Here is a 21,200-nt window from a genome sequence, read left to right on the forward strand (position 1 = left end):
GTAAATCCGTATGAAAGGCACTGCACGATTAGGCGGGTTAATTAGGATTATTGACTGATAAAAGGATTTCTTTTTGAGATTGAGCTATGTAAGCCTATTTTTAGTTGATTGTAGCGGTGGAAGTGGCTCAGCTCTCGCTTAAAGCGAAGATCAGCGTTTTCTAATTAACTAACCTGGTGAGACAAAGGAGAGAATTTTTTATGGAAGTAGTTGGCTGGATCTTAGTGATTGCCTGCTTTATCATTTCATTCGTTGGATTGGTATACCCGATAATTCCAGGTGTGCTTTTTTTACTCGGTGGTTTTTTAGTATATGGATTATTTTTTTCATTTGCAGAGTTAAGCTGGTGGTTCTGGGCGAGTGAAATTATATTTGTTGTCATAATATTTGTTGCTGATTCTGTAGCAAATGCCTTTGGTATTAAAAAATTTGGTGGTTCAAATGCTGGTATGTGGGGCAGTACCATAGGTTTATTAATAGGTCCGTTCGTCATTCCTGTTGCAGGTATATTAATTGGCCCATTTTTAGGAGCGGTAATTGCAGAGTTAATCGTAGAGCGTCGTACGTTTGGGGAGGCTGTGAAAAGCGGTGTTGGGTCTCTCGTTGGCTTCTTAGCATCAACACTTTCAAAAGCAGTAATTCAAATCGTCATGATCGTTTTGTTCTTTATAGCGATATGATTTTCTTTCATATGAAGTTTATCAATTATGCAGAGGCATAATTGATAAAACAACAGGGTAAGATAGTAATCGTATTGGTTTTTCAGTCAAAAGGCTGAAATCTTCAATTTGAAGTATTTTTCGTTGAATGGTTTGACCAATTTTGATAATCTATGAATGTACTAATTATTTCTTTACTTTAGGGAGGAACTTAACAATGGCTTACGAATTACCACAATTAACTTACGCTTATGACGCATTAGAACCACATATCGATGCAAAAACAATGGAAATTCACCATTCGAAACACCACAATACTTATGTAACAAACTTAAACGCAGCAGTAGAAGGCACTGAATTTGCTGAAAAAGACATTAACGATCTTATCGCAAACATTGATGCTCTTCCAGCTGACAAACAAACTGCTGTACGTAACAACGGTGGCGGACATGCTAACCATACATTATTCTGGGAAGTAATCGCTCCAGGCGGTTCAAAAACTCCAGTTGGCGAAGTTGCAAAAGCAATCGATGCTAAATTCGGTTCTTTCGATGCATTCAAAGAAGAATTTGCAAAAGCTGCTACAACTCGCTTCGGTTCAGGTTGGGCTTGGTTAATCGTTGATGGTGACTCAGTTGCTGTTACATCTACTCCAAACCAAGACTCTCCAGTTATGGAAGGTAAAACTCCAATCCTAGGTTTAGACGTTTGGGAGCATGCTTACTACTTAAACTACCAAAACCGTCGTCCAGATTACATCGGTGCATTCTGGAACGTAGTAAACTGGGATGTAGTGGAAGCTAAATTCCAAGCTGCAAAATAATTTTTGTCTAATAGAAGGCTATGTCAAAGGTGATGAGTCACCGAGGCATAGCCTTTTTTGCTGTCTTTTTTAGGTTCTATAATCTTTGGAGTATCCAATATAATTTAAGATGGAGATGAATGCCCCAACACCCTGCTAAAAAAATTCGCAGTTAGTCAGCTAAAAGGGAGGGGGGGTCGCCGGAACATTTGGGGGAAGCTTCACATTGTGCCTCACCCTCCTAATATTTAATGTAAAAACTATTTTTCAAGCAATCCGTAAAAAAGAGAAACTTTTCATCTTAAAGTGCCGTCAAATAAATGATGTTTTCAAGCATAAATTCACAAGTGCATGCTTTCCTGTCGTACCTTCGAATGGTATACTAAATATCGTGTGTATTTAAATTGTAATTAGATGAGGAGGGGAATACATATGCGCAAAGCACCGGGAAAAAATCGCGCGACGAGTGTTAAAGCAAAACATCATTCTAATTTAACATTTCGTATGAATGTCCTTTTCTTTGCTATATTTATCGTATTTTCGATGTTAATTTTTAGACTTGGCTATATGCAAATCGTAAAAGGGGAAGATTATGTACGCGATTTAGAGCGCAAAGAGGAGGTAGCTGTCAATACAAGCGTGCCAAGGGGACGTATGTATGATCGATACGGGCGTATTTTAGTGGATAACCAACCAGAAAATGCCATTACTTATACAAAAATGTCGACGACAACAACAAAGGAGATGCTAGGCATAGCCGAAAAGCTGGCACAATTGATTGAGCAGCCAACAAACCGTGTCACTTTACGTGATAAACAGGATTTTTGGATCATAAAAAATCATGACGCTGCCTATGCAAAGGTAACAGAGAAAGAAAAAAAGAAAATTAAAGCCCAAGAAAATGTATCGGAAAGTCAAATCAATGCACAGATTGATAAACTTGTACGTGAACGAATTACAAACGAAGAATTATTGCAATTGACAGATAAGGACATGGAAGTATTAGCAATCTATCGAGAGATGGTATCAGGATACAATTTATCACCTCAAATTATTAAGAGTGAAAATGTATCTGCCGATGAATTTGCACGTGTCTCTGAGCGTTTAACTCAACTACCAGGCGTTAACACAACAACTGACTGGAAGCGTCTGAAATTATCATCACTCGCTATTTTAGGACGCACAACAGTACCAGCAAAAGGGATTCCAAAAGAAAAGCTGAATTATTATTTAGCTCGTGATTATTCACGGAATGACCGTGTTGGTGAAAGTTATATTGAAGCGCAATATGAAGATTTACTGCAAGGACAAAAATCAGTTGTTAAAAATATTACGAATAAAAAAGGACAGGTAATTGATACCGTTACGACCTATAAAGGTGAGCCTGGGAAAGATTTAAAACTTACAATTGATAGTGAGCTACAATTAGAAACGGAAAAAATAGTCGAGCGAGAATTACTTAAGCTAAAATCACAAGGGGGTTCTTATTTACTTGATCGTGCCTTTTTAGTCATGATGGACCCAAATACAGGCGACATTTTAGCAAATGTTGGTAAAAAGATTGAGAAAAATCCTGAAACAGGGAAAAATGAAGTCGTCGATTATTCGTATGGAACCTTTACAACAGCTTATGAGTCTGGCTCTGCAGTTAAGGCAGCGACATTACTAACTGGGTATAAATTAGGAGCCATTACTCCAACAACTGTATTAGGAGATGAACCAATCTGGTTAAAGGGTACTGATGCAAAAAAATCCATTTTTAACCATGGTGGCTATATTTCAATGGATGGTTTAAATGCCTTGGAGCAATCTTCTAACGTTTATATGTTTAAAACAGCTTTGCTTATTAATGGAACACCATATAGCCGTGGGATGCCACTTCGTTTAAATGACGAGACATTCCCCAAAATGCGTAATTCTTATGCACAATTCGGGTTAGGTGTAAATACAGGGATTGATTTACCAAATGAATTTAGTGGAGTACAAGGTCCAACTGGTCCAGCCTACGGGGGTAAAGCACTTGACTTAGCGATTGGGCAGTATGATACGTATACACCGTTACAATTGGTACAATATATCTCGACAATCGCAAATGGCGGTTATCGCATTCAACCACATGTTGTGAAAGAGGTACGTGAGCCATCAAAAGATGGGCAATCGCTAGGCCAATTAGTAACAGAAGTAGGACCAACAATTTTAAATCAGATTGATAATTCTTCAGATGAAATTAATTATGTGAAAAAAGGATTACGTCGTGTTTATACGGGAGCAAATGGTACAGCAAAAAGACAATTTGCAAATGCACCGTATACGGCAGCAGGGAAAACGGGGACAGCAGAGGTAGTTTATTATGGGCCATTAACACAATATTATGGTACAAAAACGATTAACTTAACACATGTTGGCTTTGCACCGTATGATAAACCTGAAATCGCCTATGCAGTAGTCATTCCATGGGCAACAACAAACATAGAACAGCATTTGGTAAATAATAATGTCATTGCTCGAGAAGCTGTAGATAAATATTTTGAGTTAAAAGAAAAATATAAAGCCGAAAAAGTAACTGATAGTGATGTAAAACAACCAATTTTACCAGCTATTACAAAAGACAAAATTGGTGAAGATGAGCAAAAATAAGAGAAACCGCTAGTGCATTTCAATGCCTAGCGGTTTTTTACAGTTTCAGAGTATTATTGAATGACCCCGCAAAAACACGGTATGAAAGATTCCAATTTTCATACCGTGTTTTATTTATTTTTATATAGAAGACTTTTTATACAGATAATTGTTGAATAGCTATTTCGAATTGTTGTTTCGGCTTTATTCCATAAAGCTCTATATTATTACAGAAATAAGACTCTACCATAAAATCAACGGCTTCCTGTAGAGTATATTCCCGATGTTCCATAACAAGTGTTAAATATGTTTTAAAGTAATTGGCATTTTGTACATTTGCATGTTTAATCACAAAGTCAAACTCCTCATAGATTATTTCCTGACACAATTGCTTATTATAGCATCTTTCCAATAGGAAGCAAGTTTATCTTCATTCAAAAGAAGACTCCCACCTCTGAAGGGGGAGATGAATGCGGATGTGGATCTTTTTCAGTGAGTGTCTAGAGGAACTCAGTCTAAGAACACCACGTCATGTGGCAATTTGTCTGTGCAACAGCGGTAATTACGCCAAGGTGATATTGATAGCAATTGTAAATTCATCTTTACAATCGTTTACAAAACATCACATTCCTTTACATCTCTTTTACGAACAGTTTATACGACTTCAACATTCAGTCATTATAGTAAAGATTGTAAGACAAACAACTATAAAAATGTTAGTAACGGAGGCAAATGAGATGAAAAAGTGGAAGTACTTAACGATGACAGCGGTAATGGGTTCAGCATTAATGCTTGGTGCATGTGGTAACGACTCTGCACAAAAAGGTAACAATGCAGAAACAAGCGCACCAGCGAGCTCAGGGCAAAGCGCTGCTGACGAAAAACTGCAAGGGGCTGTAGCTGGAGATGGCTCATCAACAGTAGCACCAATTATTGAAGCAGTTGTTGAAGAGTATGCAGGGACTCAACCAGATGTCAAAGTATCGGTAGGTGTTTCAGGTACTGGTGGTGGTTTTGAAAAATTCATCGCAGGTGAGACAGACTTTTCTAATGCATCTCGTCCAGTAAAAGATGAAGAGAAAGCAAAACTTGAAAAAGCAGGAATTGCTTATACAGAGCTTCCTATAGCATATGATGGTTTATCAGTAGTCGTGAATCCTAAAAACGATTGGGCGAAGGATTTAACAGTCGAACAATTAAAGAAAATTTGGGCTGAAGATGGTAAAGAGAAAAAATGGTCTGATATCGATCCATCTTGGCCAAATGAAAAAATCGTGTATTACTCACCAGGTACTGACTCGGGTACGTACGATTACTTTGATGAAGTGATTTTAGACGGTGCTGATCTAGCAAAATCAGCAACATTATCAGAGGATGATAATATGCTAGTTCAAGGTGTAGCAGGTGACAAAAACGCAATCGGCTTCTTCGGCTACGCTTACTACTTAGAAAATAAAGATAAATTAAGTATTGTGAAAGTAAATGGTGTTGAGCCAACAAATGAAACAATCAAAGATGGTGAATATAAGCCACTTTCGCGCCCATTATTTACTTATGTAAAAAATAGTGCGATGAAAGATAACGCAGCTGCGTATGATTTCATCAAATTTACTCTTGAACACGCGGGAGATATGTCAGAAGCAGTTGGCTATGTCCCTCTAACAAAAGATAAATATGCTGAAGCTTTAAAAACTTTAGAAGGCTTAAAATAAGAGACATGCATAGAGGGAAAGAGATGTATGCTCTTTCCCTCCCTTATTTGAAAGGAGTACCCAATGGTTTCTCAAAAAGAAAACAAGACAACATCTGTGCAGCAATTAATTGCAAATTCGCGCAATCATAAAACAAAGAAAATAGTGGAAAAAGCAATGCCAGCTCTATTATTTTCTGCAGCTCTTATCTCTATATTGACGACATTTGGCATTGTTTTCACCCTTATTTTTGAAACGTTTGAATTTTTTAAACGTGTTTCGATTACGGATTTCCTCTTTGGTACACAGTGGCTACCTTTTTCAGGAAAGGAACCGTTATTTGGGATTTTACCATTAATAGCAGGAACATTGAAAGTCACTCTTATTGCTGTTGTCGTAGCAGTACCATTTGGGATTGCTTCAGCAATATATTTAAGTGAGTATGCAAGCGAAAAAGTAAGACGTACTGTTAAGCCTGTTTTAGAGATATTAGCAGGTGTGCCAACAATCGTTTATGGTTTCTTTGCATTAACATTTGTAACACCAATGTTACAGCAAATTATTCCGGAACTGAAACTTTTCAATGCACTTAGTCCAGGTATTGTTGTTGGGATTATGATCTTACCGATGATCACGTCACTTTCAGAGGATGCTATGTCATCTGTTCCAAATAGTATGCGTGAAGGAGCTTTAGCTCTTGGCGCAACAAAGTTTGAAGTAGCTATAAAAGTAGTATTACCAGCCGCATTATCTGGCATTATCGCTTCAGTTGTTCTCGCTATTTCCCGGGCAATTGGAGAAACGATGATCGTATCACTGGCAGGGGGCGCTACACCTAAATTCGATTTAAATGTGACAGACTCGATTCAAACGATGACTGCGTATATTGTCCAAGTTGCAACAGGTGATGCTGGTTATGGTACGACAATTTATTATTCTATTTATTCAGTTGGATTCACATTATTTATCTTTACTTTAGTGATGAATTTACTCGCTCAATTTATTTCGAAACGCTTCAGGGAGGTTTACTAGCATGCGCTATATTGATGACACGGTCGTCATGAAACGAATGACAAAGCGTATTACATTCAATAAAGTTTGGAAAGGTTTATTTTTACTAGCAACGACCTTTGCCTTAGTGACACTAGCTATTTTGCTTTACCGTATTGTGACACAGGGTGTCGACTATTTAACAATCGACTTTTTAACAAATTTTGCTTCGCGTTTTGCAGATAAAGCGGGCATAAAGGCGGCTCTAGTAGGTTCGCTTTGGCTGATGGCAGTTGTTGCTCCAGTGTCCATTATTTTAGGTGTAGGGACAGCGATATATTTAGAGGAATATGCAAAGAAAAATAAACTAAATGACTTTATTCGTTTGAATATTTCTAACTTAGCAGGTGTGCCTTCCATCGTTTTTGGTTTACTTGGGTTAACAATTTTCGTTCGAATGCTGGGATTAGGAAAAAGTGTTTTAGCAGCTGGTTTAACAATGAGTTTATTAATTTTACCAGTTATTATTGTTGCGGCACAGGAAGCAATTCGTGCAGTACCGAATGATCAACGAGAAGCTTCTTATGGTATGGGAGCAACGAAATGGCAAACTATTTTGCATGTTGTGTTACCAGCGGCCATTCCTGGAATTTTAACGGGAAGTATATTAGCGCTGTCTCGTGCGATTGGTGAAACGGCACCACTTGTTGTTATTGGGATTCCTGTTATTTTGCAGTTTTTACCTAATGGTTTATTGAGTCAATTTACTGCTTTACCAATGCAAATATATGATTGGGCAAAACGCCCGCAAGAGGCATTTCAAAATGTAGCGGCAGCCGGTATTTTAGTGCTTATGATAGTACTTTTACTGATGAATTCTATCGCCATTTTTATTAGAAATAAATTTCAAAAACGTTATTAATGAGGTGACCTTATGGTACTAGATTTAAAAGAGGAAAAAGTAATTGTCAAATCGATTCATACGGCTACAAAGCCTTCAGCCGATGTTGCCAAAAAGGTAGTATATGATACACGTAATTTAAATTTATGGTACGGCGATCATCATGGTTTAAAAGATATCAATTTAAGCATCTATGAAAATGAAGTAACAGCTATAATCGGTCCATCTGGCTGTGGGAAATCTACCTATTTAAAAACTCTTAATCGTATGGTAGAGCTTGTACCGAGTGTTCGAACATCAGGGGAAATTATTTATCGTGAGCGTAATATTTTAGACAAAGGCTATACTGTTGAGGAATTGCGGACTCGTGTTGGGATGGTATTCCAGAAGCCAAACCCATTCCCGAAATCTATCTACGATAATATTGCTTACGGCCCACGTATCCACGGTATAAAAAATAAGAAGATTCTTGATGAAATTGTCGAAAAGTCTTTACGTGGTGCAGCAATTTGGGATGAAGTAAAGGATCGCTTAAATCAAAATGCATATGGTTTATCAGGCGGTCAGCAACAACGAATCTGTATAGCTCGTTGCTTAGCGATTGAACCAGATGTTATTTTAATGGATGAGCCAACATCTGCACTTGACCCAATTTCTACATTAAAAGTCGAGGAACTTGTACAAGAGTTGAAAAAAGATTATTCAATTATTATTGTGACACATAATATGCAGCAAGCGGCGCGAATTTCTGATCGTACAGCATTTTTCCTAGATGGAGAGGTCGTTGAATACGATAAAACAGACGTTATCTTCCAAACACCAGCAGATCAACGTACTGAAGATTATATTTCAGGTCGTTTCGGCTAAGGGGGAGCATTAGATGGTCTTACGTGAACGTTTTGAACAGGAATTAAAAGAAGTCCAAGGACAATTTATCGAGATTGCTAATAGTAGTATCAACGCACTTAAATTAGCATTCGAAGCATTATTAAATCAGGATTTAGAAACATCGTTAAAAATTCTTGAGGACGATTTAATCATCAATCGTCTTGAAGAAGAAATCAATGATCATGTTATTTTAATGATTGCTAAGCAGCAGCCTGTTGCTACTGATTTGCGTCGTCTCATGGTGCTTGTCAAAGCAGCATCTGATATGGAAAGAGTAGGCGACTATGCAGTTAATATTGCAAAAGAGACGATTCGTATTGGAAAAGAGCCGCTTGTCTTCCCTACAACAAATTTGCAAACGATGTGTAATAAGACTATAGAAATGCTAGAGAGTATAATTAAAGCCTTTACAGAGGAAGACACTGTTCATGCCAAGGAAATTGCTGAACTAGATGATTACGTCGATGATTTATATGGTGCGACAATAACGCTATTGCTACGTGCCGGAGCTGAAAATCCATCGCATATTTCTCAAATCACACACTTAACATTTGTTTGCCGATATTTAGAGCGCTCAGCTGACCATGCAACAAATATTGCTGAACACTTATTTTACTTAGTCAAAGGTAAACATTATGAATTAAATAATTAGTTAGAGAAGAGCCAATGATAGGCTCTTTTTTGTTTGTCGATATAAGAATAAAGTGTATATCCAACAAAGGTTGATTTTCACTCCGAGTTGGCGCTTTCCGCGGGCTTGGCTTCAACTTCTTTCAGCGGGTGTCTAAACACCTGTACCTGTCGCTACGCTTTCGGTACAAAAAACGAAAGAAGTTAAAGCCTCCGGCGGATGTCATAGAATCGGAAAGGAGTTCTTTGTGCATGCATAAAGCCGATTCCGGACGCAATTATGCCAAGGCATAATTGATTATTTTCCTCGTCACTACGTTCCTGCGGGGCTTTCAGCGCAAGCTCATCCCGCAGGCGTCGCCACTCTCCGTGAAAAATCAACAGCTCCCCATCATTAGTATGAGCGGATAAGCTGAAACAAAATATTATTATGACTAATCTTCTATATAAAGAAAGTCTCACCGTAAAAAAGAGAGACGATTTCAACGCTCCTACAAAATACTGATTGTTTAAGACTCACGATTAAATCATAATACAGCTTAATTCAATTAGGGGTAACATTAGTCTGCAAATCGGAGAAGAGCCAATAATAGGCTCTTTTTTCATAGTGTTAAAAAACAAACGGTTAAGGAGATATTGTAAATATGGTGTTACTTTAAATGAGGATTGTTCCATGCTACTCGCTTTCCTATGGTGAGTATCCAGCCGTTTCCTTCGCTTGCGTTATTGCTATCGTTCCACTTTCGTACAAAAGCACTTCTGTTGCCACCGCTCCGCTTTCGCACATAAAAACATTGCTGAAGTTGTGTTTTAACACCATAAATTGGGATAAAATGACAGAATATACATGCTACGCGGAGTGTTTGATTGGAGTGGAGGCTGGGCGACTCCTTAGGGATCAGCAAATAGAGGAACGAAGGCTAAAACCATCACGTCCTGTGATAACGCCTTCGTGACCAACATCGGTGCTGCTGCCGCTACGTTAACACTACGCTTTCGCGCACATCTGTTGGCCCGAGACCCTGGAGCGAGCAATGCGAGTGAAGCGGCTCATCGGACGCCCCTAGGAAAGCGCCCAGCTGGAACGGAAATCAAACACTCGTTTTACCAAAGTACCATACTTTATTTAATAGAATACTTAATTTTGTAGGCATATAGTTTTCCATGACATTTTTAAATAACAGCAACATTGTTAATAAAAATAGCGTCAAAATACAGCAAGTGTTATTGTATTGTCAAAAAATTATTTTGGTTATACTATAGACATTATCCAAAAAACTTGCTGAGGAGGTGCTGCTTCGTGAAAGACGCTATAGAATCACTCATAGAGAAATTTGATCTGGAATTCACATCTGAACAACGTGACTTTTTACGTTTTCTATATGAAAACTTACATCTTGAGGAATTAAGTGACAAGGAACAACATTTTTTTATTGATTATTTTTACAAAAGTGAAACATTACGAAATATGGCAGCATTTGCACTTGAATTGGCAGATAGTATGCGTGAAATTTGCGAAAATATACCAGCTATTGAGCAAGCCGAACGATTGGCCAATGGAAAAGAGCAGCGCTTGTATTATGAGAGAAAGCAACAGGTAGCTAGACGTCAAAAGCTAAATCGTCAAATAATAAAAAAAGGAAACATCCTATATATTCCGTTTGATGAAAACAAAAAAGAAACAGGCCCAATTATTATCTGTCTTGAACAAACAAATGGTATGGCGGCATATACTGATATTTGTAAAAGTATGATTTTATCGTTATTTATGAACGCGCACAGTGAACATCGAGACTTATATATCGTTCCATATGACTGTCAAATTCATGTACATTATCGATTCGAAAACGGCCATATAAATTTATCCGATTTTAAGGATTTTATTGAATATAAGGCAAAGGGAGAAGCAGCAGTTCTACCTGTTCTCCATTTTGTAAAGGGTTTGCTCCAGGAAAATCAACATTGTACAGAAGCGGATATAATTATATTTACAGAAGGTACTCCTATCGATGGGCAACATCTCGTTGGAAAGCAAGCGAAGGCTGTACTTGACGAAATGAAGCGTAAGTATCATGCTGAATTTTTGGTTATCGCTATGCATGAACATAATTTTAATGAGCAGCAATTTTGGTTTGCTAATAAGGCTTTTTTTGCAGATGATGCTATACAATAAAAAAGGAGCTGATCGTCTTTGCTGATCGGCTCCTTTTCATTGAATATACATAGTAATTAGAGGAGAATGATATGAATTCATTAAAATGGTTATTACCAAATATTTCAGCCCCAACGTGGATGGAAGTTATTATTTCCGTTGCACTTTGTGTAATTGGTTGGCTTTTTCAGCATTTTATTATAAAGAAAATTATTAATCGTACTGTTACATTTTTGAGAGATCGTCAGCGTAACTTTCAGGCAACTGTACTCGCACAATTTAATAAAGCGATTCGCTATGCATTTATGTCGGCAGTAATTGTACTCAGCTTATCAATATTATTAGAAACCTTTTTATTTACACATGTAGCAACTAAAAATTTTGTATTATCTATTATGGTATTTTTTGCTTTTAAAGGCGTATACGATGTATTAAATTTTTATACAAAGCAGCCACTACCGTTGAATAACGATGAGGAACCTAATGTCCTGTTACCTTTTTTTCTACGTATAGGAAAAGTGCTTATCATGATATTGGCAATGTTTATGATTGCTTCTTTCTGGAATTATAACTTGAATGGCTTTTTAACAGGGATTGGCTTAACGGGTGTAGCGATTGCCTTCGGTATTCGAGACACTTTATCACATGTTTTTGGTGGAATGTCAGTTGCACTTGATAACCCGTTTCAAATTGGCGATTGGATAGCAACAGAGGACCAAAAAATTGAAGGAACCATTGAGGATATTAATCTAAGAAGTACTTTAATTCAAACGGGTGATAAAGGGCTTGTTTATGTACCTAACTCCTATTTGGTAAATCGACCAATCTATAATTTATCGAGACGAGAAAAACGAAAATGTGAGCAATTTTTATTTGTAGCTGCTGACAATAAAGAAGAAAAATTACGTAGTGCTTTAAGTGCTATTCAAAAGGAAATTTATTTACATGCTAATACAGAAAAGGAAATGATTCATGTATTTATAGATGAATTTTATCCAACCTCTTATCGCATCCTTGTGCGTTTCTATGTGGCAACAAATGATACGGCAATTATGCTGAATGTGCGACAGGATATTTTGTTTGCTATTCGTCAAATCTTTCAAGAACTAAATATTATACTAGCTAGCCCAGCTGAAGATGAATGGCTTCGTAATAAAAAATAATTTGAATTGTTAGTTTTTTTGCTTTACAATGTATACATGTTATCAGCTTTGATGAAGAGTAGTAGCTATTATTATTTGTTATAGAGAGCTAGTGGCTGGTGGAAACTAGTACAAATAAATGGTGAATGGACTTCGGAGCTCTAATCCTGAATAAAGTAGGGATTAGCGTTTGCCTACGTTAAAGGGCTTAAAGTGGGTCTTATAATAAGACTAATGAAGGTGGCACCACGGCTTTTCCGTCCTTTTGTGATGGAAAGGCCTTTTTATATGTTTTGGCAGGAATGAACAGTGTTTACACAGTTCGTAATCCGGACGCAAAGTTTTTATAGACGAAGTGCTAACCAAGCGGCAGCGTCAATACGCCAATGCATAATTGATACATTTTGGTGTAGAAGAGCAGAGCATAGAAAAGGAGAGAAGGAGTATGACAGTTGAGCTTAGAAAGTTTGCCATGAAGGTATTACAGGGTGATATGATGACGCCAATTTCCGTTTATCAATCACTTGAAGGGAAGCAGAAGATGCTTTTCGAATCGTCTGCCAAACATGAAGAAAGTGGACGTTACTCGTTTATTGCCATCAACCCAATTGCAGAACTGATTGGAGATCGGAATGGTTATTCTTTTACCAAGGGTGGAGAAACAGAAAAATCGAGCGACAATGTACTAGTAAAATTAAAGCAAGTTATGCCATTTCATAATGCACAATACCCATTCGCCTTTTTTGGAGGAGCGATTGGTTTCTTTGGTTACGAAACAGCATTTTATACAGAGAAAATAGGTGAATACTTGCAGGATGATTTAGAAATGCCAGATGTTCATATTTTTTTCTATGATACATTCATCGCTTTTGATCATTTAAAGCAAGAGGTTACATTAGCAGCAATTGATTTATTTGATGAGGGGCGTTCCCGTGAAGCGATGGAGATGGTTATTTCTAAAATGGAGGAACAGCTTAATGCTGGAATAACGTTTGATGCGATGACGTTTGGAGAACTAGATTTCAGACCCATGATTGCCAAAGAAAATTTTGTAGCAATGGTTGACCGCGCTAAGCAGCATATTCGTAAAGGTGACATTTTCCAAATTGTCCTATCACAACGTTTTACATCACCATATACAGGTAATCCTTTTGCTTTATATCGTCAGTTACGTACGTCTAACCCTTCACCATATATGTTCTATATGGATTTTGGTACGTATACCATTTTAGGAACATCTCCTGAAAGTCTCGTCAAGGTAAAGGAGCGAAAGGTAACGACAAACCCTATCGCAGGAACGAAGCCTAGAGGTAAAACAGTGGAGCAGGACCACTTGATTGCGGAAGGGTTACTAAACGATGAAAAAGAAATCGCTGAACATCGTATGCTAGTGGATTTAGGTCGTAATGATCTTGGTCGTATTGCCAAAGTGGGTTCAGTGAAGCTTATGAAATATATGAATATTGAGCGTTATAAACATGTTATGCATATTGTATCAGAGGTTATCGGCGAATTACGTGATGATGTACATGTGTTGGATGTTCTCCGAGCTTCCTTGCCTGCCGGTACAGTATCAGGTGCGCCGAAAATTCGTGCTATGCAGCTAATTAATGAACTAGAGCCTGTGAAGCGTGGTGTCTACGCAGGTGCAATAGGCTATATTTCCACTACAGGGGATATGGATTTAGCTCTAGCCATTCGGACAATGATCATAAAGGATCATCGTGCCCATGTTCAGGCAGGGGCTGGTATTGTGCATGATTCTGTGCCCTTGTCTGAATACGAGGAAACACTAAATAAAGCTCGTGCGCTATTGGAGGTAAAACAATGATTTTACTAATCGATAACTATGATTCATTCACATATAATTTATATCAGCAAATAAGTATGCTTGGGAAAGATGTAAAAGTAGTACGTAATGACGAAATGACAATCGAAGAAATTAAGAAAATGCAACCAGAAGCCATTATTTTATCACCTGGCCCAGGTACGCCATCTGATGCAGGAATAACAGTGGATGTTGTCAAAGAGCTTTATACGAAATTTCCGATTTTGGGCATTTGCCTTGGGCACCAATCGATAGGGCAAGCTTTTGGAGGTAGCATCGTTCAGGCTAAAAATATCATGCACGGAAAATTATCTACGATTCAATTCGAAAAAACAGGCTTATTTGCTCAGTTAGACGGTAACATCGAAGTAATGCGCTATCATTCCCTCGTTATTGAGCAAAGCACGTTACATGAGGATTTCAATATTATAGCTAAGTCCAATGATGATGGTGAAATTATGGCGATTCAACATAAGGAGTACCCACTTTTTGGGTTGCAATTTCATCCTGAATCCATTGGGACGCAAGAGGGCAGTATAATGATGCAAGCCTTTTTAGAACTAGTTTCATAAACTAAACAAAATAGGCTGTCATCAAAAATCAGTTGTGCGATTTTTGGTGACAGCCATTGTTATTCTAGATATTTACAGCCAATTGAATTATTGCTTTTTCCCTGTAATCAATTTTGCAATTTCCTCCAATGACATCGAAGAATTGATTTCGTAGGAGCCAATTTGTAAGCTTCGAGCGTATTTAGGGTTAGCAAGTAAAAGTTCCATTTCAACACTATTTTCGATTATGCCACCATCTTCAAGCTTTTTTGCGACAGTATACGGTGCGATACCGCTGTAAATTTGAAGTGTCATAGTGGCAACATCGGCCGCTGGGGCATCTACCGATTCATGGTTGTCTTTAGCTTTTGTTTCAGTTGCATCAGTCTTCTGAGTATTTTCCTTAGGAGCTTGCTTAACTTGCCCCTTTAACAATGCAATTTCTTTATTTGCCTGTTCGAGCTTTTGTTGCAGCTCCTCTACATTTTCTGTATTTGAGGAAGCTTTAGTTGGAAGACCGATATTGAGATCAAAACGAGCTGCTAAAGCTAGCGAAGCTCCTACAAGAAAAAGTGCAATGCCAAATGCACGGATAGCGGACTTATTCATGAACTACCGACCTCCATTTGCAATTACTTGACGGACTTGCTCTTCTGTTAAATTTGAACGGATACTTATGTCGGCAACAGAAAGCCCCTGCTTATTAAGTTCAAGCACCTGACTTATAATAATTTGATGGATAGGTTTCGATTTTGGAGCAGCTTGGCCTGTCGTCGATGTCTGAGCAGCCTGTTGAACAGCTTGCATGACCTGTTGGACCTTAGGATTTGGTATAGTGTTATTTTGCGCTGGCGGTGTTTTAACCTGAAACTCTGGCTCTAATAACAGCTCCTCCTCAACAATTTTCAGACGACGTTTTAAATTATTGGTTTCTTGAAAAATAGAGATGGACAGCTCCTCTACATCTTGTTCGACTTTTTTCGCGCTATTTTTGAAAAAGAACGACACAATAATTAGGAGAATCCCCGCAATCATAAGTATGATGGATAAATCCAATAGTTTCACCTCATTAAGTATGTAATTATAAGGTATTTTACCATATGCAAACTTAATATGAAATGAAGGTAGATTTTTTTTCAGTTTATGTTATAATAGGTTAGTCGTATAAATCATGCTCAAAATTTAAATTCTTGATATAGAGTGGGAGGGTTAATAATGCGCGTAAACATTACTTTAGCTTGCACAGATTGCGGCGAACGTAACTACATTTCTAAAAAGAACAAGCGTAACAATCCAGAGCGTCTTGAACTTAAAAAATATTGCTCTCGCGAGAAGAAATACACTCTTCACCGTGAAACTAAGTAATCGCTCATTAAGCCAAAACCACAAGTGGTTTTGGCTTTCTACATTTTTATCTACATTTAGTAGAAGACAGCCACCTCTAAAGGTTGAGAGATGAATGAGGATGAGGATGAGGATGAGGTTTCTGAGAACTCCACGTCCTGTGGCAATTTATCTGCGCGAAAGCGAAGCGACAGCCGCAATTACGCAAGACGAAATTTAATAGGAGGTAGCTTAGCATGGATAAAACAACTTTACGGAACGATGTAAAGGAAGCTCTTGCCAAGATGAGCGAAGTAGCTTACTATGATCAATCATTTGCTGTAGTAAAAAAAGTGCTGCAGGAACCATATATAATAGAAGCAAATATAATCGGCATCACCATTTCTAATAAGCCAGAAGTCGACACAATTCAATTAATAGAAGAACTGTGGCAGCTTGGTAAAATAGTAGCTGTGCCTAAATGCAATCCAAAAACAAGAGAAATGTCGTTTTACGCCATTAAATCGTTTGCCCAGCTTGAAACTGTTTATATGCATTTGCGTGAACCAATTCCAGAGAAGTGTGAGTTTGTTGACGCAAATGAAATGGATGTCATCCTTGTTCCGGGAGTTGTTTTTGATAAGTTCGGCTATCGAATAGGCTATGGCGGTGGTTATTATGATCGCTATGTATTAAACTGTAAAAAGGGTAAGCTCATGTCTCTGTTATTTAATGAGCAACTATATGAACATGTACCTAAAGAAGTGCACGATTGCCCAGTAGATATCATTGTGACACCGACAAAACGTATTGACTGTGTAACACAACGAGGAGCGAACTAAAATGGACAAAATGTTAGATATTTATGAATTATTAAAAATATATGGCACTTATATTTACACACGAGATCCCATTGGTGATTTGATGTTAATGGAGGATGAAATTCGTGAGCTGTATAAAGCGAATGTACTAGATATTAAAGATTACCAAATGGCATTATTACTAATTAGACAAGAAACAACAAAGCTTCGCATGAAAGAGAATAATCAGTAATGTTTTAATTATTATCCATTTGTGGTATTGTAAAACTAATGTAACATGTATGTAATATTCTTAAAAAACAGTGGTTTTCCACTGTTTTTATGATTTATGAAACTTTTTACAAATAAAAACGTATATATTACTATCTGGCGCATGTACGAACAAGGAGAACAGTTTTCCTAAAATATATCTATTGATTATCTGTAAAAAAAAGATTAAGATATATTTTGTTTCAGTAACAAATTGTTAAAAATTATTAATTTTTTTTGTAAGAAAGTAGGGAGGATGTTAGGAATGAAATCAATAAAGTGGCCTAAACATTCATTTATGATACTAGCAATTGTAGCAACTTGGATTAAAACGGTCATTGTTTATCACACGAGCTTTGAGATGAAAATCGAAAATGCAATGCAACAATTTATTTTGTTTATTAATCCATTAAGCTTCTTGCTATTTGCTTATGGTATATCGTTATTCTTTAAATCACCAAAAGTTAAAAATCGTTATATAATTACTATTAGTGTTATTTTATCGATTGTCTTATACGGAAATGTGGCGTTCTATCGTTTCTACAACGATTTTATTACGATACCAGTATTATTCCAAACAAGTAACTTTAGTGATTTAGGAACTTCCGTAGCAGCGATTGTAAGCCCTTGGGATTTATTATATTTTATCGATGTACTTATTCTAATTTTAGCTAATAAATATTTGCCTAAAATGAAAGATGCAATAAAAGTCAACGTGGAATTCCGTCGCGCGTACTTCGTATTAGCGATTGCTGTTTCGTTCTTAAACTTAGGATTAGCTGAAACAGAGCGCCCACAATTGTTAACTCGTAGCTTTGACCGTGAATTACTAGTGAAAAACATTGGTACTTACAACTACCATTTGTATGATATTTATATTCAATCAAAATCTTCTGCTCAACGTGCATTAGCGGATGGCAGTCAATTAGTAGAAGTGAACAACTATATTCGTTCTAATCAAGCAGCGATCAACCCTCAAATGTTTGGTAAATACAAGGGTCGAAATTTGATTGTTGTGTCAATGGAGTCTTTACAAAACTTTGTGATTAATAACCAAATGGATGGTCATGAAATTACACCATTCTTAAACTCTTTAACAAAAGATAAAGATACGTATTATTTCAGTAACTTCTATCACCAAACTGGATTAGGGAAAACTTCTGACTCAGAGTTTATTACAGAAAACTCATTGTTCGGTTTAGGTCGTGGTGCGGTATTCTTCACACATGGTGGAAATACGTACAACTCAATGGCTGAACGCCTCGGAGATAATGGCTACTATACAAATGTCATGCATCCGAATAATAAATCATTCTGGAATCGTGACATGATGTATCAATCATTACACATTAATAAATTCTATGACATAGATTCATATAAGATTGGCGAAGGGCAAGCTGTTAACTGGGGTATGAAAGATATTCCATTCTTAGAGCAATCAGCAGCATTAATGAAAGATATGCCACAGCCGTTCTATTCTCGATTAATTACTTTAACGAACCACTATCCATTCACATTGGATCCAGAAGATGTAATGATTCCTGAATATACTTCAAACTCAGGTACACTAAATCGTTATTTCCAAACAGTTCGCTATATGGATGAAGCACTTAAAGACTTCTTCCAAAGTTTAAAAGATCAAGGTTTATATGATAATTCTATTATTGTAATGTATGGTGACCATTACGGTATTTCTGAAAACCACAACAAAGCGATGGCTCAATATTTAGGAAAAGATAGCATTACACCATTTGATAATGCATTACTACAAGAAGTACCTTTATTTGTCCATATCCCTGGATCAGGTGATGGGAAAGAAATGACAGAGATTGCAGGACAAATGGATTTACGTCCAACAATTCTACACCTTCTTGGCGTTGAAACTTCAAAAGATATGCAACTTGGTGCAGATTTATTCTCACCAGAGCATGAAGATTTCGTTGTTTTCCGCGACGGTCGTTTTGTAACAGATAAATATGTATATGCTGGTGAAGCTTGCTATGACAAAGCAACTGGTGAAGAAATTGATGGTAAGCCATGTCAGCCATACGCAGATCGAGCTACGAAAGAACTAGAAAGTTCTGATGCCATCATTAACGGTGATTTACTCCGCTTCTATGACACAAAGACAGGTAACTTGAAGCAAGAGGCAGTCAAATAACAAAAAGAGAGATCTCATGTTTAATGAGATCTCTTTTTTGTTCTTAAATAGCTGTATGGAAATATTTACATGGTAACATAAGCGATATCATTAAACTAGAAATTTAAACGCTTAGGAAGCCTGTTAGATGCTTAGAGAATGATGAATGAATAGGGTAAAGTGTGGAAACTGCTTGGGTAAAAGAGAGAACTGTTCAGACAGTAGATATTACAATTCGGGTCTCAATCAAGAAAATGGATAGAAAAAGAGCAGTCTCGGAATGGAGACTGCTCTTTTTTCTGTCTAAATTTTAGTGTAATTTTGGTGGGTATCCGCTATTAATGACAGTCATAACTACGAACCAACCGAATACAGCAGCACTTAGTAAGTTGAAAACAACGCTTAAAAGGTTCTTTTCTTTAATTGCTTGGAATGTACCGACTACAGCTAAAATTGCTACTAGACCAAAAATAACCATTAATAAGTTCATTAAAAATTGACACTCCTTTCGACATCAGAAAATGAATGTCGTAAACAATATTCCTCCTTAATTGTAAACGTTCTACCTGTTTTTGTCGAGAACTAAAATAGTTTAAACTATGAACATTTATCGTCAAATTGTGGCAAAGGTTGTATAATTAAGATTGAGGTGATAACAATGATGAACGTACGAAGTTATTCACTTGGACCTGTCCAAACGAATTGTTATATCGTATCGAATAAAAATAAGGAATGCTTAATATTTGATCCAGGAGAAGAAGCGGATCGAATCATCAAGGCTATACGTAGTAATAGTCTAAAACCATTAGCCATTTTCTTAACACATGCACATTTCGACCATATCGGTGCAGTGGATGCTGTCCGCGAGGCTTTTAATGTTCCGGTATGGATTCATGAAAAAGAAGTAAGTTGGTTAGGAGATCCATCGAAAAATGGCTCTAGTAAATACGCAGCATTACCAGATTATATTGTCGCTGCCCCAGCTGAAGAAAATATTTTGAAAGCAGAACAGCTATTTGAAATAAGCGATTTTTGTTTTAAAGCTATTTTTACGCCAGGACATTCACCAGGTAGTATATCATATATATTTGAAAATGATGGCTTCGCTATTGTTGGTGATACACTATTTGAGCAAGGTGTAGGTCGTACAGATTTACTTGGAGGCTCGACAAAAATATTACTTGCATCCATTCATGATAAGCTATTGACACTACCTGAGGATACTATTATCTACCCTGGTCATGGTAATTATACAACGGTCGGTGCAGAAATGGAGACAAATCCTTTCTTGAATGGTTTTTAAGATTAACAAATAGAGACGAATGTTAAATAACATTATTGTGAAAATTACATTCTTTTATGATGAAATAAAGGATAATAACGGAAAATTGAGTATGGTATTTGTTAAAAAGTATATCTTTTATTTAAATTGATTGGAGTGGAGACTGGGTGACTCCTTGAGGATCAGTGATAGGGGAACAAAGGCTAAGAGCATCACATCCTGTGATAACGCCTTCGTGACCAACGTCGTGTTGGCCCGAGACCCTGGAGAGAGCAGGCAAAGGAACGAAGGCTAAAAACATCACGACCTGTGATAATGCCTTCGTGACCAACATCCTTTTGGCCAAGCGGCTCATCGGACGCCCCGAGGAAGCTTTGCTCTGTGCGAAAGCGTAGCGGCTGCAACAAAATGTTTTATCTGTGCGAAAGCGAAGCGACAGTAACAAAATGTTTTATCTGTGCGAAAGCGAAGCGACAGCAACAAAATGTTTTATCTGTGCGAAAGCGAAGCGACAGCAACAAAATGTTTTATCTGT

The 21,200-nt window shown here is 37.3% G+C and carries 21 protein-coding genes and 1 other annotated feature; of the genes, 17 read left to right on the forward strand and 4 right to left on the reverse strand.

Annotated elements, in window-relative coordinates:
• Positions 1 to 200 precede the first annotated feature (200 nt).
• The 3 genes from ACQKMV_RS20070 (at position 201) to ACQKMV_RS20080 (ending at position 4,098) form a co-directional block, all read left to right on the forward strand.
• A complete protein-coding gene (locus tag ACQKMV_RS20070; RefSeq protein WP_427423166.1) occupies positions 201 to 680 on the forward strand; it encodes a DUF456 domain-containing protein in 480 nt (159 codons plus the stop codon).
• Positions 681 to 876: 196 nt separating this feature from the next.
• Positions 877 to 1,482: a superoxide dismutase gene (locus tag ACQKMV_RS20075; protein WP_427506050.1), complete on the forward strand. Its 606-nt coding sequence runs from the start codon at positions 877 to 879 to the stop codon at positions 1,480 to 1,482.
• A 411-nt stretch (positions 1,483 to 1,893) separates the two neighbouring features.
• Positions 1,894 to 4,098, forward strand: a complete 2,205-nt coding sequence (locus tag ACQKMV_RS20080; RefSeq protein WP_427506051.1) for a peptidoglycan D,D-transpeptidase FtsI family protein — start codon at positions 1,894 to 1,896, stop codon at positions 4,096 to 4,098.
• Positions 4,099 to 4,234: 136 nt separating this feature from the next.
• Here the strand turns inward: ACQKMV_RS20080 and ACQKMV_RS20085 are convergent, their stop codons facing one another.
• Positions 4,235 to 4,429, reverse strand: a complete 195-nt coding sequence (locus ACQKMV_RS20085) for a hypothetical protein (RefSeq protein ID WP_427506053.1) — start codon at positions 4,427 to 4,429, stop codon at positions 4,235 to 4,237.
• 385 nt (positions 4,430 to 4,814) lie between these two features.
• Between ACQKMV_RS20085 and ACQKMV_RS20090 the strand changes: the two genes are divergently transcribed.
• From ACQKMV_RS20090 to ACQKMV_RS20130, 9 genes are all read left to right on the forward strand, one after another.
• On the forward strand, positions 4,815 to 5,789 hold the full coding sequence (locus ACQKMV_RS20090; protein WP_427506077.1) for a PstS family phosphate ABC transporter substrate-binding protein: 975 nt from the start codon (positions 4,815 to 4,817) through the stop codon (positions 5,787 to 5,789).
• 63 nt (positions 5,790 to 5,852) lie between these two features.
• Positions 5,853 to 6,800, forward strand: coding sequence for a phosphate ABC transporter permease subunit PstC (gene pstC / locus ACQKMV_RS20095; protein ID WP_427506054.1), 948 nt, complete (start codon positions 5,853 to 5,855; stop codon positions 6,798 to 6,800).
• A gap of 1 nt (position 6,801) precedes the next feature.
• Complete coding sequence (gene pstA, locus ACQKMV_RS20100; RefSeq protein ID WP_427506055.1) at positions 6,802 to 7,680, forward strand: phosphate ABC transporter permease PstA; 879 nt, start codon at positions 6,802 to 6,804, stop codon at positions 7,678 to 7,680.
• 12 nt (positions 7,681 to 7,692) lie between these two features.
• Positions 7,693 to 8,526, forward strand: coding sequence for a phosphate ABC transporter ATP-binding protein PstB (pstB, locus tag ACQKMV_RS20105; protein WP_427506056.1), 834 nt, complete (start codon positions 7,693 to 7,695; stop codon positions 8,524 to 8,526).
• A gap of 13 nt (positions 8,527 to 8,539) precedes the next feature.
• Positions 8,540 to 9,199 (forward strand): phosphate signaling complex protein PhoU, encoded by a 660-nt coding sequence (gene phoU / locus ACQKMV_RS20110; RefSeq protein ID WP_427506058.1) that lies wholly within the window; start codon positions 8,540 to 8,542, stop codon positions 9,197 to 9,199.
• Positions 9,200 to 10,477: 1,278 nt separating this feature from the next.
• Positions 10,478 to 11,350, forward strand: a complete 873-nt coding sequence (locus tag ACQKMV_RS20115) for a hypothetical protein (RefSeq protein WP_427506060.1) — start codon at positions 10,478 to 10,480, stop codon at positions 11,348 to 11,350.
• 71 nt (positions 11,351 to 11,421) lie between these two features.
• Positions 11,422 to 12,492 (forward strand): mechanosensitive ion channel family protein, encoded by a 1,071-nt coding sequence (locus tag ACQKMV_RS20120; RefSeq protein WP_427506061.1) that lies wholly within the window; start codon positions 11,422 to 11,424, stop codon positions 12,490 to 12,492.
• A gap of 39 nt (positions 12,493 to 12,531) precedes the next feature.
• Positions 12,532 to 12,739 (forward strand) — a binding site (T-box leader).
• A 177-nt stretch (positions 12,740 to 12,916) separates the two neighbouring features.
• Complete coding sequence (gene trpE, locus ACQKMV_RS20125; RefSeq protein ID WP_427506063.1) at positions 12,917 to 14,302, forward strand: anthranilate synthase component I; 1,386 nt, start codon at positions 12,917 to 12,919, stop codon at positions 14,300 to 14,302.
• Complete coding sequence (locus ACQKMV_RS20130; protein WP_427506064.1) at positions 14,299 to 14,871, forward strand: anthranilate synthase component II; 573 nt, start codon at positions 14,299 to 14,301, stop codon at positions 14,869 to 14,871. The genes trpE and ACQKMV_RS20130 overlap by 4 nt, the downstream gene beginning before the upstream one ends.
• 87 nt (positions 14,872 to 14,958) lie before the next feature.
• Here the strand turns inward: ACQKMV_RS20130 and ACQKMV_RS20135 are convergent, their stop codons facing one another.
• Positions 14,959 to 15,459, reverse strand: coding sequence for a hypothetical protein (locus tag ACQKMV_RS20135; protein WP_427506065.1), 501 nt, complete (start codon positions 15,457 to 15,459; stop codon positions 14,959 to 14,961).
• 3 nt (positions 15,460 to 15,462) lie between these two features.
• Positions 15,463 to 15,915, reverse strand: a complete 453-nt coding sequence (locus ACQKMV_RS20140) for a hypothetical protein (protein WP_427506067.1) — start codon at positions 15,913 to 15,915, stop codon at positions 15,463 to 15,465.
• Positions 15,916 to 16,065: 150 nt separating this feature from the next.
• Here ACQKMV_RS20140 and rpmG point away from each other — a divergent pair, with 150 nt between their 5' ends.
• The 4 genes from rpmG to ACQKMV_RS20160 all read left to right on the forward strand — a co-directional run bounded on the left by rpmG (position 16,066) and on the right by ACQKMV_RS20160 (position 19,404).
• Complete coding sequence (rpmG, locus tag ACQKMV_RS20145; RefSeq protein ID WP_008408521.1) at positions 16,066 to 16,215, forward strand: 50S ribosomal protein L33; 150 nt, start codon at positions 16,066 to 16,068, stop codon at positions 16,213 to 16,215.
• A 215-nt stretch (positions 16,216 to 16,430) separates the two neighbouring features.
• On the forward strand, positions 16,431 to 17,015 hold the full coding sequence (locus ACQKMV_RS20150; RefSeq protein ID WP_427423151.1) for a 5-formyltetrahydrofolate cyclo-ligase: 585 nt from the start codon (positions 16,431 to 16,433) through the stop codon (positions 17,013 to 17,015).
• Between the two features lies 1 nt (position 17,016).
• Positions 17,017 to 17,226 (forward strand): YqgQ family protein, encoded by a 210-nt coding sequence (locus ACQKMV_RS20155; RefSeq protein WP_427506069.1) that lies wholly within the window; start codon positions 17,017 to 17,019, stop codon positions 17,224 to 17,226.
• A gap of 282 nt (positions 17,227 to 17,508) precedes the next feature.
• A complete protein-coding gene (locus tag ACQKMV_RS20160; RefSeq protein ID WP_427506070.1) occupies positions 17,509 to 19,404 on the forward strand; it encodes an LTA synthase family protein in 1,896 nt (631 codons plus the stop codon).
• Between the two features lie 289 nt (positions 19,405 to 19,693).
• Here the strand turns inward: ACQKMV_RS20160 and ACQKMV_RS20165 are convergent, their stop codons facing one another.
• Positions 19,694 to 19,873, reverse strand: coding sequence for a DUF2759 domain-containing protein (locus ACQKMV_RS20165; RefSeq protein WP_427423148.1), 180 nt, complete (start codon positions 19,871 to 19,873; stop codon positions 19,694 to 19,696).
• A gap of 168 nt (positions 19,874 to 20,041) precedes the next feature.
• Between ACQKMV_RS20165 and ACQKMV_RS20170 the strand changes: the two genes are divergently transcribed.
• Positions 20,042 to 20,686, forward strand: coding sequence for an MBL fold metallo-hydrolase (locus ACQKMV_RS20170; RefSeq protein WP_427506072.1), 645 nt, complete (start codon positions 20,042 to 20,044; stop codon positions 20,684 to 20,686).
• Positions 20,687 to 21,200 lie beyond the last annotated feature (514 nt).

Source organism: Lysinibacillus sp. NPDC094403 (assembly GCF_050278745.1).
Taxonomy (GTDB): domain Bacteria; phylum Bacillota; class Bacilli; order Bacillales_A; family Planococcaceae; genus Lysinibacillus.